Origin of the sequence: Pseudomonas faucium (assembly GCF_021602585.1) — a bacterium.
Lineage (GTDB): Bacteria > Pseudomonadota > Gammaproteobacteria > Pseudomonadales > Pseudomonadaceae > Aquipseudomonas > Aquipseudomonas faucium.
Window position 1 is genome coordinate 136561 of the sequence record NZ_BQIP01000001.1, and the last position, 15360, is coordinate 151920.

11 protein-coding genes, 2 pseudogenes and 2 riboswitches are annotated in these 15360 nt (G+C 66.8%); of the genes and pseudogenes, 5 read left to right on the forward strand and 8 right to left on the reverse strand.

The window, feature by feature from the left end; all coding sequences use genetic code 11:
• Positions 1-94: 94 nt before the first annotated feature.
• Positions 95-634 carry a gluconokinase gene (locus L6D75_RS00630; RefSeq protein WP_176510809.1) on the reverse strand — a complete coding sequence of 180 codons (540 nt, stop codon included), beginning with the start codon at positions 632-634 and terminating at the stop codon, positions 95-97.
• A 208-nt stretch (positions 635-842) separates the two neighbouring features.
• On the opposite strand from L6D75_RS00630, the gene gntR reads away from it, so the two are divergent.
• The 3 genes and pseudogenes from gntR to L6D75_RS27385 form a co-directional block, all read left to right on the forward strand.
• Positions 843-1862: an HTH-type transcriptional regulator GntR gene (gntR, locus tag L6D75_RS00635; RefSeq protein WP_176510810.1), complete on the forward strand. Its 1020-nt coding sequence runs from the start codon at positions 843-845 to the stop codon at positions 1860-1862.
• A 127-nt stretch (positions 1863-1989) separates the two neighbouring features.
• A pseudogene (locus L6D75_RS27380) lies at positions 1990-2772 on the forward strand (PAS domain-containing protein); the annotation flags it as partial.
• Positions 2773-2877: 105 nt separating this feature from the next.
• Positions 2878-3309: pseudogene (locus tag L6D75_RS27385) on the forward strand (methyl-accepting chemotaxis protein); the annotation flags it as partial.
• On the opposite strand, the gene L6D75_RS00645 reads toward L6D75_RS27385, so the two are convergent.
• The 7 genes from L6D75_RS00645 to L6D75_RS00675 all read right to left on the reverse strand — a co-directional run bounded on the left by L6D75_RS00645 (position 3284) and on the right by L6D75_RS00675 (position 9797).
• On the reverse strand, positions 3284-6559 hold the full coding sequence (locus L6D75_RS00645; protein ID WP_176510812.1) for a transporter substrate-binding domain-containing protein: 3276 nt from the start codon (positions 6557-6559) through the stop codon (positions 3284-3286). The pseudogene L6D75_RS27385 and the gene L6D75_RS00645 sit on opposite strands and share 26 nt — an antisense overlap.
• Positions 6560-6573: 14 nt before the next feature.
• Positions 6574-7188, reverse strand: a complete 615-nt coding sequence (locus tag L6D75_RS00650) for a response regulator transcription factor (RefSeq protein WP_176510813.1) — start codon at positions 7186-7188, stop codon at positions 6574-6576.
• Between the two features lie 216 nt (positions 7189-7404).
• Complete coding sequence (locus tag L6D75_RS00655) at positions 7405-7647, reverse strand: DUF1272 domain-containing protein (RefSeq protein ID WP_176510814.1); 243 nt, start codon at positions 7645-7647, stop codon at positions 7405-7407.
• 66 nt (positions 7648-7713) lie between these two features.
• The gene (cobM, locus tag L6D75_RS00660; RefSeq protein ID WP_176510815.1) at positions 7714-8466 is read right to left on the reverse strand and encodes a precorrin-4 C(11)-methyltransferase; all 753 of its coding nucleotides are present in this window, start codon (positions 8464-8466) and stop codon (positions 7714-7716) included.
• 32 nt (positions 8467-8498) lie between these two features.
• Positions 8499-8891, reverse strand: coding sequence for a cobalamin biosynthesis protein (locus L6D75_RS00665; protein WP_176510827.1), 393 nt, complete (start codon positions 8889-8891; stop codon positions 8499-8501).
• A 17-nt stretch (positions 8892-8908) separates the two neighbouring features.
• Positions 8909-9601, reverse strand: a complete 693-nt coding sequence (locus L6D75_RS00670) for a CbtA family protein (protein WP_176510816.1) — start codon at positions 9599-9601, stop codon at positions 8909-8911.
• 10 nt (positions 9602-9611) lie between these two features.
• On the reverse strand, positions 9612-9797 hold the full coding sequence (locus L6D75_RS00675) for a CbtB domain-containing protein (RefSeq protein ID WP_110638052.1): 186 nt from the start codon (positions 9795-9797) through the stop codon (positions 9612-9614).
• 96 nt (positions 9798-9893) lie between these two features.
• A riboswitch (cobalamin riboswitch) is annotated at positions 9894-10116 on the reverse strand.
• 100 nt (positions 10117-10216) lie between these two features.
• Positions 10217-10428: riboswitch (cobalamin riboswitch) on the forward strand.
• 99 nt (positions 10429-10527) lie between these two features.
• Between L6D75_RS00675 and cobW the strand changes: the two genes are divergently transcribed.
• Together cobW and cobN are read left to right on the forward strand one after the other, a co-directional pair.
• Positions 10528-11595, forward strand: coding sequence for a cobalamin biosynthesis protein CobW (gene cobW, locus L6D75_RS00680; protein ID WP_176510817.1), 1068 nt, complete (start codon positions 10528-10530; stop codon positions 11593-11595).
• 3 nt (positions 11596-11598) lie between these two features.
• Complete coding sequence (gene cobN / locus L6D75_RS00685) at positions 11599-15360, forward strand: cobaltochelatase subunit CobN (RefSeq protein WP_176510818.1); 3762 nt, start codon at positions 11599-11601, stop codon at positions 15358-15360.

Consider the following 15360-nt stretch of genomic DNA (forward strand, 5'->3'; position numbering starts at 1 on the left):
CTTATCGTTGTTTTTTGGCGTTGCTTGATTGAACTTTCGCCGCCTTCAGGCGTCGAGACAGCGCTGTCTCAGGTGAGCCGGAAAAACCGCCGGTTCAGGCGGTCCGCGCCAGGGTCCGCTCACCGCAGGGCTTTAGCCAGGCGTCGACGATCTCGGCCAGGGCGGCAACTGGCTGCGTGGCATCCAGCGGCAGGGTCAGGGCTTCGTCGTGGGGCGGCTCAAGCGCAGCGAACTGGCTTTCGATGAGGCTCGCCGGCATGAAGTGGCCGGGGCGGGCGAGCACGCGTTTTTCCGCTTCTGCCGGGGTGAGCTCGAGAAACACGAAGCCCAGCGCCGGCATCGCCTCGCGCAGGGTGTCGCGGTAGCGGCGCTTGAGCGCGGAACAGGTGAGGATGGGCCGCTCACCGGCGCTGACCGTGGCTTGCAGCTCCTGGCCAAGGCGCACCAGCCAGCCGGCGCGGTCGTTGTCGTCCAGGGGGATGCCGGCGCTCATCTTGCGGATGTTCTCGGCAGGGTGAAACGCGTCGCCTTCGATCAGGCGGCCGCCGCTTCTGGCAGCGATGGCGGCGCCGATGCTGCTTTTGCCGCAGCCGGCCACACCCATCACCACGATGGCGGACAGGGGAGCATTCATTCAGTACCTCCTGCGGGGTGAGGTAGCGCTGTCTCGGCATAGACGAAACGCCACCCCCCGGTGTTATTGATTTTGTCCTTACGCAGTATGGACGCTTGGCAGAGTGCGTGTAGTGGCCACTCCCAAAGATTACATTGCCTGCGTCCTGAGACAGCGCTACCTTAGTGGCCGTTCCCCTCCCTTGGCAAGTAGTAAAATTACAACATCCATGTCCCGTACAGGCTCTCGCACCACCGGTCGTCCCACGCTGGCAGAAGTCGCCAGGCTCTCCGGGGTTTCCCCGATTACCGCTTCACGCGCCTTGCGCGGCGTCAGCACGGTGGCCCCGGCGCTGGTGGAAAAGGTCATTGCCGCTGCGGCGAGCCTGGGCTACGTCGCCAACCCGGCTGCCCGGGCGTTGGCCTCGGCGCGCAGCCAGTCGGTGGTGGTGCTGATCCCGTCGCTGTCCAACCAGCTGTTCATCGACACCCTGGAGGCCATCCACGAGGTCATGCGCCCGCGTGGGCTGGAAGTGCTGATCGGCAACTATCACTACGATATCGACGAAGAAGAAAACCTGATCCGCAACTACCTGGCCTATCAGCCCTGCGGCATGCTGCTGACCGGCTTCGACCGCAGCGATGCCTCGCGCCAGATGCTGGCCGCCAGTGGCGTGCCCTGCGTGCACATGATGGAGCTGGGCGGCGCGCCCGGGGCGCTGTCGGTGGGCTTTTCCCAGCAGCAGGCCGGCCGCGCCGCCGCCCGCCACCTGATCGAGCGCGGCCGGCGGCGCTTGGCGTTCATCGCGGCGCAACTCGACCCGCGGGTGATGCAGCGCGCCGAGGGCTTCCGCCAGGCCCTGGCCGAGGCTGGCATGCAGGCAACCGAGCTGGAAATCCTGGCGCCACAGCCTTCGTCGATCGCGCTCGGCAGCGAGCTGTTCAGCCAGTTGCTGGCACAGGCGCCGGATGTGGACGGCATTTTCTTCTGCAACGACGACCTGGCCCAGGGCGCGGTGCTGCAGGCGCTGCGCCAAGGTATCGAGGTGCCGCGCCAGGTGGCGATGGTCGGCTTCAACGACCTGCCGGCATCGGCGCACATGGTGCCTCGGCTGACCTCGATTCGCACGCCGCGCGCTGCCGTTGGTCGGAGCGCGGCGCAGGCGTTGCTGGCCTTGCTCGATGGCAGGCGAGTTGCGGCCGAGCAGCAGGATCTAGGCTTTGAACTGATGGTGCGGGAAAGCTCCTGAGCCGCCTGGCGCGGGCATGCCAGCCTTTATGACAGATTGACTATTCACTAAGTGATAGCAGTGTGCTTGCATGCCGCTTGCGCCGATCTATGCTCAGGAAACCCTGCGTACATAGGACCCCGGCGCCATGTTCGATTTCCATCGCAAATCCGATTTGATCGAGATTCAACGCATTCGCCAGGCGCTGGCAGAGAGCCAGGCCAAGCTCGCGGCGATCAGCCGAAACATGGCGATCATCGAGTTCACGCCTGACGGCACCATCCTCGATGCCAATGCCCAGTTCTGCCAGGCCATGGGGTACAGCGCCGAGGAATTGCGCGGCAAGCACCACCGGGTGTTCTGCGACCCGGCCTATGCCAAGAGCGCCGAATACCAGCAGCTGTGGCGCGAGCTGGGCGAGGGGCGGGCGATCAGCGGCACCTTCGAGCGGGTCGACAAGGCCGGGCGCGAGGTCTGGCTCGAAGCCAGCTACATGCCGGTGGTCGATGAGCGCCAGCAGGTCACCAGCGTGATCAAGGTGGCGTCCGACATCAGCCAGCGGGTCAAGGACGAGCACGAAAGCGAGAGCCTGCTCAAGGCCATCGGCCGCTCCATGGCGGTGGTCGAGTTCACCCCGCAGGGGCGGGTGATAACGGCCAACGACAACTTCCTCACGACCATGGGCTATCGCATGGACGAGGTCACCGGCCGCCATCACGGGCTGTTCTGCCACCCGCACGAGCGTGAATCGGCCCAGTACCGCGAGTTCTGGGCGTCGCTCAACCGTGGCGAATACCATTCCCATCGCTTCGAGCGGGTCAACAAGCAGGGCCAGACGGTGTACCTGGAGGCCTCCTATAACCCGATCTTCGACAGCAAGGGCCGTTTGTACAAGGTGGTCAAGTTCGCCAGCGACATCACCGCCCAGGTCAGTACCCAGCAGAGCGCGGCGGATGCGGCCCATGCCAGTTCGGTGCAGACCGACGCCTGTGCGCGCAAAGGCACCGAGGTCGTCCAGCAGACCGTGCAGGTGATCGAGCAGATTTCCCAGGAGCTCAACGATGCCGCGCGCAGCATCGATGCGGTGAGCAAGCAGTCGGATGTGATCGGGCAGATCGTGCTGACCATTCGCGGCATCGCCGACCAGACCAACCTGCTGGCGCTGAACGCCGCCATCGAGGCCGCCCGTGCCGGTGAGCACGGCCGCGGCTTTGCCGTGGTGGCCGACGAGGTGCGCAGCCTGGCGGCGCGCACCAGCAAGGCGACCCTGGAAATCGTCGATGTGGTGCGCCAGAACCATGACCTGTCGCTGACGGCGGTGGCCAGCATGCAATCGAGCCTGACCCGGACCGGGCGCGGTGTGGAACTGGCCAACGAGGCCGGCACCGTGATCATGGAAATTCAGCAGGGCTCACGCCACGTGGTCGATGCCATCAGCCAGATCAGCTCGACGCTGCAACTGCACTGAGGGTGTCGGCAAGTTCGCGCTGCAGGGTCGTCAGGCTGGCTTCCAGTTGCGCCTGCAGCGCCTCGGTTGGCAAACCCTGCGCCTGGGCGCGCTCGATCGCTTCGCAGTCGCTCACCACGCCGCGCACCTTGAGCATCTTGGCGCCGCCTTTGATGCGGTGAGTGATGCGCCCCAGGGCGTCGTCCTGCGGTGTAGGGCCCAGGGCCCGCAGGGTGGCCAGGTCTTCTGCGGCGGTTTGCGTGAGCTGCTCGAGCAGGTGGCGGATCAGCTGCGGGTCATTCTGGGTCAGGTGGTGCAATTCGTTCAGCGCAAACCCGCTGGCCCGTTCGGCGGGCGCGGCTGCATCGCTGCGGGCCTGGGGCAGGTGCATTTTCAGCGCGCTCAGGCCAATCGGTTTGAACAGGCAATCGTCCATGCCGCTGGCCAGGCAGCGTTCACGCTCTTCGGCCTGGGCGTTGGCGGTGACGCCGAGAATCCAGCAGTCAGGCGTGCCGCGGGCCTGCTCCAGCTGGCGGATGCGCCGGGCCAGCTCATGGCCGTCCATCACCGGCATGCTGCAATCGGTGATGACCAGGTCGAATGACGATTGTTGCCACAGCGCCAGCGCCGCTTCGCCATGTTCTGCCAGCGTGACCCGATGGCCCAGGGTATCGAGCTGCTTCTCCAGCAACAGCAGGTTGGCCGGGTAGTCATCTACCACCAGGATGTTCAGCGGCCTGCTTGCGTGTTCCTGATGCGCGCTGCCAGGCTCGGCGGGCAGGGGCGCCGCACAGCCGGGCAATTGCAACTTGACGTCCACCAGGGTGCCCACGCCTTGCACGCTCTGCAGTTGCAGCTCGCCGCCCATCAGTTCGGCCAGGGTGCGGCTGATCACCAGGCCCAGGCCGGCGCCTTGGTGGGCACGCGGGCCTTCGGCCTGGGCAAAGGCGCTGAACAGGCGGGTTTGGTCAGCAGCGCCGATGCCGATGCCGGTGTCGCGCACGCACAGCGCCACTTGCACGTCATCGGCCGTGGAGCCTGGCTGCAGTTGCAGGCGGGTATGCACTTCACCGCGATCGGTGAACTTGATGGCGTTGCTCAGAAGGTTGGAGAGGATCTGCTTGAGGCGCAGCGGGTCGGCCATGACCCAGGCCGGCCCTTGCGGCAGCTCGCTGTGCAGGTGCAGGCCCTTGCTGCGTGCATTGCCTTCGAACACCCGCAAGGTGCCGCGTACCAGCTCGACCAGGTCGGTGGGCACGGGCTGCAAGGTCATGTGGCCGGATTCGATGCGCGAGATGTCCAGTATGTCGCCGATCAGGCCCAGCAGGCCGACGGCGGAATCGTGCGCGGTCTGCAGCGTCTGCGGGTCGCAGCGGCTGACCCGGCTGTCTTCCAGGGCCAGCTCGAGCAAGCCGATCACCGCGTTCATGGGGGTGCGTATTTCGTGGCTCATGGTGGCCAGGAAGGTGCTTTTGGTGTGGCTGGCCTGTTCCGCGTCGTCCTTGGCCTGGCGCAGTTGTTCGAGCAGGCCGCGGCTCAGGCCCAGCTGGGCCTGCAGGGCATGCTGGGCTTCGGTGCGCTGGTGGATCAACTTGCGCAGGTAGCTGTTCCAGAACACCACCCCGGCCAGCAGCAGGGCCGAGAGCACCAGTACCTGCAGTGCCAAGGTTCGGTAATTGCGCCAGGGGCCGTCACTGACCAGCGAGCTGGTACGCCAGCGGTTGACCAACTGGTCCAGCTCTTCGGGGGGGATGCTCAGCAAGGTCTTGTCGAGGATGGCCTGCAGCTGGGGCTGGCCGGGGGCTACGGCGAACGCGGCGGCCGCCGGGTCGTCGCCCAGCACGCTGGCGATGCGCAGCTGGTCCTTGAACACATGGTTGATGTAGTAGGTGGCATTGATGTGACTGCTGTAGGCCACGTCGGCTTCGCCGGTGGCCACCGATTCCATCAGGGCCAGCGGGTTTTTGGCTTCGATCACCGTGGCATTGGGGTACTGGCGCAGTACCTCGGCGCGCAAGGGCGAGCCGCGCAGCAGGGCGATGCGCTTGCCATCCAGGTCGCGGCTCTGCAGTGGCCAGGCTGCCTGGTTGCGCGCGACCAGCACCCTGGGGCTGACCAGGTAGGGCCGGGTGTAGCGCAACTGGCTGGCGCGATCGACACCATAGCCCAGCGCGCCGATCATCTGCGCTTCGCCGCGCGCCACCTGCTCGACCATGGCCTGCACGCTGTTGCGCTCGATCAGGGTGAACTGCAGGCCGGTGCGATGGGTGATCTGCTTGAGCAGGTCGACGGTAATGCCACTGGTTCGCTGCTGGGCATCGTTGAAGGTCAGCGGCGCCAGGGCCGGGTCGACCAGCACGCTGACCGTCGGGTGGCGCTGGATCCAGGCCTTTTCTTCATCGCTCAGGGCCGAGAGGTGGCGCTCCAGCAAGAGGCTGGTGTTGCCACTGGTCCAGCGCCGCAGGATGTTCAGCCGTTCGCTTTCGGTGATCCTGTCCAGGGCCGCATCGATCAGGCGGCGCAGGCGTGGGTTGTCGTTGGCCAGGGCAAAGGAGAAGGTGCCGGGCTTGGCCTGGCAGAAACTGTCGATTTTTACCGTGCCTTGATAGCTCTTGCCGATCAGGTAGTCGGTGCTGATGGCATCGCCCAGGTAGGCGTCGGCTTCACCCAGCTCGACCGCCGCCAAGCCGGCCAGGGTCGAGCGATAGAGGCTCAGCTGGGCATTGGGGTAGAGGTTGCGGACCGTCTCGCCGGGCAAGTAGTGGTCGACCATCGCCAGGCGCATGCCGGCCAGGCTCGGGTTGTCCCTGAGGCTGCGGTCTTCACGGGTGACGATTACTGGCAGGTCGTCGGCGTAAGGCTCGCTCAGGCTCAACTGGGCATCGGCCGCCTCGAACCCGTTGGAGCTGCCCAGCAGGTCGATCTTGCCCTCGCGCAGGGCGGCGATCGCCTCGTGGCGGCTGGCAAAGCGCATGACCTGCACCGGGATACCCAGCTGCTCACCGATCAGGCCTGCAAAATCGGCGCTCAGGCCTTCGTAGTCGGACGGGCTGATGTTGATTTCGAAGGGTGGGTAGTCGGGGCGGGAGCTGCCCAGCCGCAGGGCCTTGCGCTGCTGCAGCCACTGGCGGTCCTGGCTGTCCAGTTGCAGTGGCTGGGTGACGCTGGTGGCGCGCGCCAGCAACTGGCGCGGCTCGGCATCGGCGAGTGCCTGCTGGGGGCAGCACGCCAGGCACAGTGCCAAAAGCACGCCGGTGGAGTAGCGCTTCATCGCGAGAGGGGCGCTCAGTTGACGTGGTTGCGTTTGGCCAGGTCGACCATTTCCACCAGCGATTCGGTCTTGAGCTTCTCCATGATGCGGCCCCGGTAGGTGCTGATGGTCTTGGCGCTGAGGTTCATGCTGCCGCCTATGTGCTTGTTGTTCTCGCCCCGGGCGAGGCGGCGCAACACTTCCATCTCGCGGTTGGACAGGCTTTCCAGGCGCCTGGGTTCGCTGTCGAGGGTGTTGCTGTTGACCGACATCTGGGGAAACGTGGAGTAGCCCTTGATCAGTGCCTTGAGGGCGAAGATCAATGCTTCGTGGTCTTCATCCTTGGTCACGAATGCGCCAATGCCAGCGTCCAGGCAGCGGCGCACGTAGAGGTCGGTGGCCTGCCCGGTCAGCACCATGATCTTGGGTACGGGTTCCAGCTGCTGAAGGCGCTTGATGACCTCCATGCCATCAAGGCCGGGCAGGCCGATGTCCAGTACCACCACATCGGGACGCAGTTCGCGCGCTACCTGCGCCACTTCGCTGCCGTTGCCTACTTCGCCAACGACGCGGAAGCGCTCGCGCTCCAGCAGCAGGCGCATGGACAGCCTGACGATGGGGTGGTCGTCAACGATCAACACGGTTGTCATGAAGTTAACTCCTGTCGGAATGTGGACCATTTCCTGTGCTTAATCAGGAATATGCCTGCAAGTTCTTTCTGCAGCGCAGCACGATACGGCCATTCCGGATACTTGGTAATGGCGAGTATAGATCTGTTGAACAACCGAGCGGTTATTGTGGAAAAATCCTACAAAAAAGCGCGCCAGGCATCGCGCGAAGGCGACGATGCCCGTGCTGGAGGGGGGTTATTGGCAGGCGGGGTGAGGTTTGCGTATGCGTAGCGTCGATGCCGGGTTGTTGCTCAATGCCAGGCCGACCCGCGCCGGGCGCGGCAGCAGTTGGCCGGAGCAGTTCGGGCAGCGGCTATGCAGGCGAGATTCGCTGCAGCTTCGGCAGAAGGTGCATTCGAACGAACAGATGAATGCTTCAAGGCTGTCGCCGGGCAGGTCGACATCGCAGCATTCGCAGTTGGGGCGCAGCTCCAGCATGGGCGTGACTCCGGTAGGCGGGAACGATCCCGGAGTCTGCGCTGCCAGGTGCGCCGTTGGCAATGCTCAGCCGCCGGGGCGGTAGAGGTGCGCGTGGCCGGCGCGGTACAAGGCCGATTCGGCAAACGGTGCATCGCCCAGCACGTGGCCGACAAGGATCAGCGCTGTGCGACGAAACCCTTTTGCCGCGACCTGTTCGACGATATCGGCCAAGGTTGCGCGCACCCAGTCCTGGTCCGGCCAGGTGGCGCGGTGGACCACGGCAATCGGGCAATCGGCGCCGTAGTGGGGGCGCAACTCTTCGACGATGCGCGGCAAGTGCTTGACCCCCAGGTGAATGGCCAGGGTAGCGCCGTGGCGGGCCAGGTCGGCCAACTGCTCGCCTGCCGGCATCGGCGAGCTGTCGCCATAGCGGGTCAGGATGACGGTCTGCGCCACCTCCGGCAGGGTCAGCTCGCAGCCCAGCAAAGCGGCGCTGGCCGCGGTGGCCGTGACCCCGGGGATGATCTGGTAGTCGATGCCCAGCTCGCGCAAGTGGCGAATCTGCTCGCCGATGGCGCCGTACAGGCTGGGGTCGCCACTGTGCACGCGCGCCACGTCCTGGCCCCGTTCATGGGCTGCGCGGATGGCCTCGATGATCTGTTCCAGGTGCAGCTCGGCGCTGTTGATGAGCGTCTCGGCCTGGTGGCCTTCGAGCACCGCCGGCGGCACCAGCGAGCCGGCATAGATGATCACCGGGCACTGACGGATCAGGCGCTGGCCCTTGACCGTGATCAGCTCCGGGTCGCCGGGGCCGGCGCCGATGAAGTAGACCGTCATGGAAATTCCTTGCAGGTAAATGGTTGAAGCGATTATCCGCCGCAGGCCAGGGCGACGGTAGCGGCGCCTGAAGATTGCCGCATTACCCTGAGCCTGGCGCTGCCGTGCTCGCGACTGGCCAGGGCCAGGGCCGCACTTTCGGCAACGCCCCAGCAGCCGCTGTGGGCGTAGGCAGAGGCCGAACGATGGGTGAGCAACGGTTCGAAAGCCTGCAACTGGCTGGCAGTGAACACCACCAGGGGCAAGCCGAGGCGCAGGGCCAGCTGCTCAAGCCCCGGCTCATCGGCCTTGAGGCTGATCGTGGCAATGCCGCGCAGCGTGCCCAGGGCCTGGCCGTGGGCAGCCAGGCTCTGGCGCAGCAGGGTGTCGAGGTGGTCCAGCGAACAGCCGCGGCGGCAGCCGAAGCCGGCGTACAGCGCCGGCAGGGCTGCTTCAGCGGCCATCAGGCGTGCTGGGCGCGGCGATACAGCCAGGCGCTGAGCAGGCCCAGGGCCACCCAGAACGCGGCATTGGTCAGCCACGAGGCGATCTTGAACTGGGTTTCCAGGGCCTCGGGCGCCAGGCTCTGGTGAACTTCAGGCTGCGGCGCGCCGATGACGTGCGGCACTACCAGCAGCACCGCGCCGGCGACCTTGAGCAGCCAGTGCCGGGCGAACACCAGCAACGCCAGCCCCAGCGCAGTGGCGGCTGCGGTGCCGATCCACCAGCTCTGGCGCTGGCCCAGGTCGGCGGCCGCGGTGCCAGGCAACTCGGGCGGCAGGCCCAGGGTGGGTGCCAGGCAGAACACCGCAAAGCCGGCCAGGCCCCACAGCGCGCCGGTGCTCACCCGGTTGGGTTCGCGCAGGCTGTACAGGGCGGCCAGGATCAAGGCGAAGCCGACAGCCACCACCAGGTTGCCGCCGGTGGTCGAGAGGATGCGCTGCCAGCCATCTTCCGGCGACCAGGCCTCGGCGCTGTGTTCGTGGGCCGCGACGGCTTCGCCGTCATGGCTGTGGTGCTCGGCGGCAGGGGCGGCGGTCTCGTAGGTTTCTGCCTGGAGAATCAGCGGGGCGACCCAGAAGCTTTGCAGCAGGGTCAGCAGCAAGGCTGCGAGCAGGCCGCTGAACCCGGCGGTGCGGGCAATGCGCTTGATCATCGGGCGGGCCTCAGTGGCAAGGGAATGCGGCGCTGTGGCGGGTGTCGTGGGCGGCATTGTGCACCGCCTCGATGTGCGAGAAACCGGCGAAGTAGACCAGGCACAGGCCCAGCAGGCTGGCCCCTACGGCGATGACGACGCGCTGGCTGAGGGTGACGGGGGTGGCGATGCTGTGCTTGGCGCTGGTGATGGGCATGACGCGTTCCTCTGTTGTTTTGAGCTCAACGGGCAAGCGCGGCAGCCCCAGGCGCGAGGCGCCCGAGGGAATGCGACAGCGCCCGCCCACCGCGGGGTGTTCATGTGACGCCAGGCCGGTCTCCGGGCTTGCGAGGAGGAGCAGGGCTCCTTTAAAGCATCACCTTCCCATGCCCTACGACGTGGCACAGTGGTCTAGACGCTTCGCTCGCTTACCGTTGCGGGGGCAGCACCGGCCTGGTCCGGCCCTGTTGCAGGGCCTGCGACGCACCGGTTTCCCGTTTCACCCCCAAGGGGGCACCTGAACGCAAGGCGTTAGGAGACCACGGGGCAGGGTTTCCGTCAATTGGTTGCAAGTTATTACGGCGGCGCGAGAGGCGACAAAACCACGGCATCAGTTGACCACCCGCCACCCCCCGCGTAGCCTTGCCGCTTCGAGGTTCTTCGGCCACGCCGAAGCTAAGACGGGAACGCGGTTCAAGCCGCGGCTGCCCCCGCAACTGTAAGCACCGGCAACGGAACGACACAGCCACTGCGCCCCAGCGCGGGAAGGCGTCGTCCTACCCGGCCCCGTTCATCGAACGGGCCGCGACGGTGCAAGCCAGGAGACCTGCCTCGACACGTTTTCGACTTTCAACCGGGCGGGGTGATCCGGTGGCGAACGAGCCCGGCCGGCCTGGCCCGTGGCTTTCGTCCCGCATGCCCGCGCCATTTGCCAAGGGCAACGCGACATGAAAACACTGGCCAAGCTCCCCGTCACCATCGTCACCGGCTTCCTCGGCTCGGGCAAGACCACCTTGCTGCGGCACATGCTCGACAATGCCCAGGGCCGGCGCATCGCGGTCATCGTCAACGAGTTCGGCGAACTCGGCATCGACGGCGAGATTCTCAAGCAATGCAGCATCGGCTGCAGTGAAGAAGAGGCCAGCGGCCGCGTCTACGAGTTGGCCAACGGCTGCCTGTGCTGCACGGTGCAGGAGGAATTCTTCCCGGTCATGCGCGAGCTGGTGGCCCGCCGTGGCGACCTCGACCACATCCTCATCGAAACCAGCGGCCTGGCCTTGCCCAAGCCTTTGGTTCAAGCTTTCCAGTGGCCAGAAATCCGCACTGCCTGCACCGTCGATGCGGTGATCACCGTGGTCGACAGCCCGGCCGTGGCTGCCGGCACCTTTGCCGCCTACCCGGACCAGGTCGACGCGCAGCGTAAGCTCGACCCCAACCTGGACCACGAATCGCCACTGCACGAGCTGTTCGCCGACCAGTTGGCCAGCGCCGACCTGGTGGTGCTGAACAAGGCCGACCTGATCGATGCCGAAGGCCTGGCCAAGGTGCGCGCCGAAGTGGCCGCAGAGCTGCCGCCTGCGGTCAAGGTGATCGAGGCCAGCAGCGGCCGCCTGCCACTGGACGTGTTGCTGGGCCTGGGCGCCGAGTCCGAGGAGCACATCGACGGCCGCCGCACGCACCACGATTCGCACCATGACGGCGACGATCATGACGACCATGACCACGACGCCTTCGACTCCATCTCCATCGACCTGCCCGAAGCTGACGAAAGCCTGCTGCTCGACGCCCTGACGCAACTGGTGGTGGAGTTCGGCATCCTGCGTGCCAAGGGCTTTGCCGCCATCCCCGGCAAGCCGATGCGCCTGCTGGTGCAGGGCGTGGGTACCCGTTTCGACAAGCACTTCGACCGCGCCTGGCGTGCCGACGAGCCGCGCATCACGCGCCTGGTGCTGATCGGCCAGGACCTCGATGCCGTGCAACTGGAAGCGCGCCTGCGCCAGGCCCTGGGCGCCTGACCCATGCACCTGCTGCGGACCCAGCCCGGCGGCTTCGTGCCGGACGACAGCATTGCCGACCTTGGCCAGACACCCGCCGAGCTGGTGATCCTCTGCAGCGGCGACTCGCACCTGGCATTGCTCGCCGAAACCGCCGAGCAACTGCCCGATGATTTCCCCAGCCTGCGCCTGGCCAACCCGATGCAGGTGCAGAACCATGCCTCGGTCGACCTTTATGTAGACGAGGTGCTGCGCCACGCCAAGGTCATCCTGGTGTCGTTGCACGGCGGCGTCGGCTATTGGCGCTATGGCGTCGAGCAGTTGGTGGCACTGGCTGCCCGTGGCGTGCAGTTGATCCTGGTGCCGGGCGATGACCGCCCGGACCCGGAGCTGACCGACCTGGGCACGGTAACCGGCGACGCAGCCCAGCGCCTCTGGCACTACCTGCGCCAGGGCGGCAAGGCCAATGCCCTCAACCTGTTCAACTGCCTGGCCAGCCAATGGCTTGGGCGTGACTACACCTGGGGCGAGCCGCAACCCTTGCCGCGCACCTCGGTGTATCACCCCAGCCAGGCCAGCGCCACGCCCGATGCCTGGTACAGCCAGTGGCACCCCGACTACCCGGTGGCGCCGCTGTTGTTCTACCGCTCGCACCTGCAGGCCGCCAACACCGCCTTCATCGATGTGTTCTGCCAGCGCCTGCAGGCGGCCGGGCTCAACCCGCTGCCGATTGCGGTCGCCAGCCTCAAGGAAAGCGCCTGCCTGGAGCAGGTGGAGCAGTGGCTGGACGACGTGGGCGCCGAGGTTCTGATCAATACCACCGGGTTCGCCATGTCCAGCCCGGAGCGCCCCAACCTGCGCCCGTTTCGCCGGGACATCGCGGTGCTGCAGGCGATCTGCGCGCAAGACAACCAGCCAGCCTGGGAGGCCAGCGAGCAGGGCCTGGGCGCCCGCGACCTGGCCATGCACATTGCCTTGCCGGAGCTGGACGGGCGCATCATCACCCGGCCAGTCAGCTTCAAGGACATGGCCTGGCGCAGCGAGCGCAGCCAGTCCGATGTGGTCTGCTACCGGGCCCACCCCGAGCGAATGGACTTCGTCGCCGAACTGGCGCGACGCTGGGTGGAGCTGGCGCGCCTGCCCAATGGGCAGAAGCGCGTGGCGCTGGTGCTGGCCAACTACCCGACCCGCGACGGGCGCATCGGCAATGGCGTGGGCCTGGACACCCCGGCGGCCGCGCTGAACATACTCAAGGCCATGAAAGCCGAGGGCTACCCGCTGGGCGAGCTGCCGCACAGCGGCACCCAGCTGATTCACCAGCTGCTCGGCGGTGTGACCAACGACCTCGATCACCTCGACCAGCGCCCGTGCGCGCAGAGCTTGAGCCTGCCCGACTATAAAGAAGCCTTCGAGCGCCTGCCGGCGGCCAACCGCCAGGCCGTGCTCGAACGCTGGGGCCCGCCCGAGCAGGACCCGATGTACCGCAGTGGCCGGCTGATGGTGGCCGGCTTGCGCTATGGCCTGACCTTCGTCGGTATCCAGCCGGCCCGGGGCTACCAGGTCGCCCCCAGCGCCGTGTACCACGACCCGGATCTGGTGCCGCCCCATGGCTACCTGGCGTTTCATTTCTGGCTGCGCCATGCCTATGCCGCCGATGCGCTGATCCACGTCGGCAAGCACGGCAACCTCGAGTGGCTACCCGGCAAGGGCGTCGGCCTGTCCGCCACGTGCTGGCCGGACGCCTTGCTCGGCCCGCTGCCGAACATCTACCCGTTCATCGTCAATGACCCGGGCGAGGGCGCCCAGGCCAAGCGCCGCACCCAGGCAGTGATCATCGACCACCTGATGCCACCGCTGACCCGCGCCGAAACCTACGGCCCGCTGCGCCACCTGGAGCAATTGGCCGATGAGTTCTACGAAGCGCAGCTGCTCGACCCACGGCGTGCCCGCGAGCTGCAGCGCGATATCCTCGAACTGGTCAAGGCCAACCACATCGACCGCGAGCTGCAGCTGGAAGGCCAGCTGGACGACGCCGCGGTGTGGCTGCCACGGCTGGACACCTACCTGTGCGACCTGAAGGAATCGCAGATTCGCGATGGCCTGCATGTGTTCGGCCAGTCGCCCCAGGCGCGGCTGCGGGTCGATACCTTGCTGGCGTTGCTGCGGGTGGAACGCGGTGATGGCCGCGAGGGCAATGCCAGCCTGCTGCGCGCACTGGCCAAGGCGTTGGCGCTGGGCTTCGATCCGCTCGACTGCGACCTCGGCCAGCCCTGGGCCGGCCCACGGCCGGCAGCCTTGCAGGCCATCAGCGACGAGCCATGGCGCAGCTGCGGGGATACCCGCGAGCGCCTGGAGCTGCTGGCGTTGCAGCTGATCGAGCAGGCCCTGGGCGCAACCCTGCAGCTACCCGACGAGCCTTGCTGGCAGCCGGTGCAGGCGGTGCTGCGCGCCTTGTGCGAGCAGGTAGCGCCGAGCCTGGACGCCTGCGGCCCGGCTGAGATCAACGGCTTGCTGGCGGCCCTGGCGGGGCGTTTCGTGCCGGCCGGGCCCAGCGGCGCGCCCAGCCGTGGCCGCCTCGATGTGCTGCCCACAGGGCGCAACTTCTACACCGTGGATGTGCGCAACCTGCCCACCACCACGGCCTGGCGCCTGGGCTTCGCCTCGGCGAACCTGATTCTCGAGCGGCACCTGCAGGACCACGGCGACCACCTGCGCCAGCTCGGGCTGTCGGTGTGGGGCACGGCGACCATGCGCACCGGCGGCGACGACATCGCCCAGGCCATGGCGCTGATGGGGGTGCGGCCGGTATGGGCCACTGGTAGCCAGCGCGTCGATGACTTCGAGATCCTGCCGCTGAGCCTGCTCGACCGCCCGCGGGTGGACGTGACTTTGCGCGTCTCGGGCTTTTTCCGCGACGCCTTCGGCAACTTGATCCGCCTGTTCGATGCGGCGGTGCAAGCGGTGGCGGCGCTGGACGAGCCCGCCGACCTCAACCCCCTGGCCGCCCGCGTGCGTCAGGAGCGCGAAACTTTGCAGGCATCTGGCGTGGCGCCCGAGCAGGCGGCACGCGAGGCCGGCTGGCGGGTGTTCGGCGCCAAGCCCGGTGCCTACGGCGCCGGTGTGCAGAACGCTATCGACGGCCGCCTGTGGCACAGCCGCGACGACCTGGCCGAGGTCTACCTCAACCATGGTGGCTATGCCTATGGCGGCAGCGACGACGGCACCCCGGCGCGCGCGCAGTTCGCCCGGCGCCTGGGCCAGGTCCAGGCGGTGCTGCAGAACCAGGACAACCATGAGCACGACCTGCTCGATTCCAACGATTACTACCAGTTCCAGGGCGGCATGCTGGCGGCGTCCGAAACCTTGGCCGGTGCGCCGGTGGCCAGTTACCACGGCGACCACAGCCAGGTCGACCGCCCGCGCATCCGCACCCTCAAGGAAGAGCTGAACCGGGTGATTCGTGCCCGGGCGCTGAACCCCAAGTGGATCGACGGGGCCAAGCGCCATGGCTACAAGGGCGCGTTCGAGCTGGCGGCAACGGTCGACAACCTGTTCGCCTTCGACGCCACCACGCACCTGATCGACGATCATCATTACCAGTCGCTGGCCGATGCCTACGTGCTCGACCCGGCGACCCGCGACTTCATGCGCGAGCACAACCCCGAGGCGCTGCGCGACCTCACCGAGCGGTTGCTGGAGGCCCAGCAACGCGGGCTCTGGGAGCAGCCGGGCGACTACCGCGAAGCGCTCGAGGAACAACTGCTCGATGGCGAGGAACAGGCTTGA

Bases quoted from the DNA above. Each gene is read 5' to 3' on its own strand.
- L6D75_RS00630 (WP_176510809.1), bottom strand. From the start codon at position 634: ATGAATGCTCCCCTGTCCGCCATCGTGGTGATGGGTGTGGCCGGCTGC.
- gntR (WP_176510810.1), top strand. From the start codon at position 843: ATGTCCCGTACAGGCTCTCGCACCACCGGTCGTCCCACGCTGGCAGAA.
- L6D75_RS00645 (WP_176510812.1), bottom strand. From the start codon at position 6,559: ATGAAGCGCTACTCCACCGGCGTGCTTTTGGCACTGTGCCTGGCGTGC.
- L6D75_RS00650 (WP_176510813.1), bottom strand. From the start codon at position 7,188: ATGACAACCGTGTTGATCGTTGACGACCACCCCATCGTCAGGCTGTCC.
- L6D75_RS00655 (WP_176510814.1), bottom strand. From the start codon at position 7,647: ATGCTGGAGCTGCGCCCCAACTGCGAATGCTGCGATGTCGACCTGCCC.
- cobM (WP_176510815.1), bottom strand. From the start codon at position 8,466: ATGACGGTCTACTTCATCGGCGCCGGCCCCGGCGACCCGGAGCTGATC.
- L6D75_RS00670 (WP_176510816.1), bottom strand. From the start codon at position 9,601: ATGATCAAGCGCATTGCCCGCACCGCCGGGTTCAGCGGCCTGCTCGCA.
- L6D75_RS00675 (WP_110638052.1), bottom strand. From the start codon at position 9,797: ATGCCCATCACCAGCGCCAAGCACAGCATCGCCACCCCCGTCACCCTC.
- cobW (WP_176510817.1), top strand. From the start codon at position 10,528: ATGAAAACACTGGCCAAGCTCCCCGTCACCATCGTCACCGGCTTCCTC.
- cobN (WP_176510818.1), top strand. From the start codon at position 11,599: ATGCACCTGCTGCGGACCCAGCCCGGCGGCTTCGTGCCGGACGACAGC.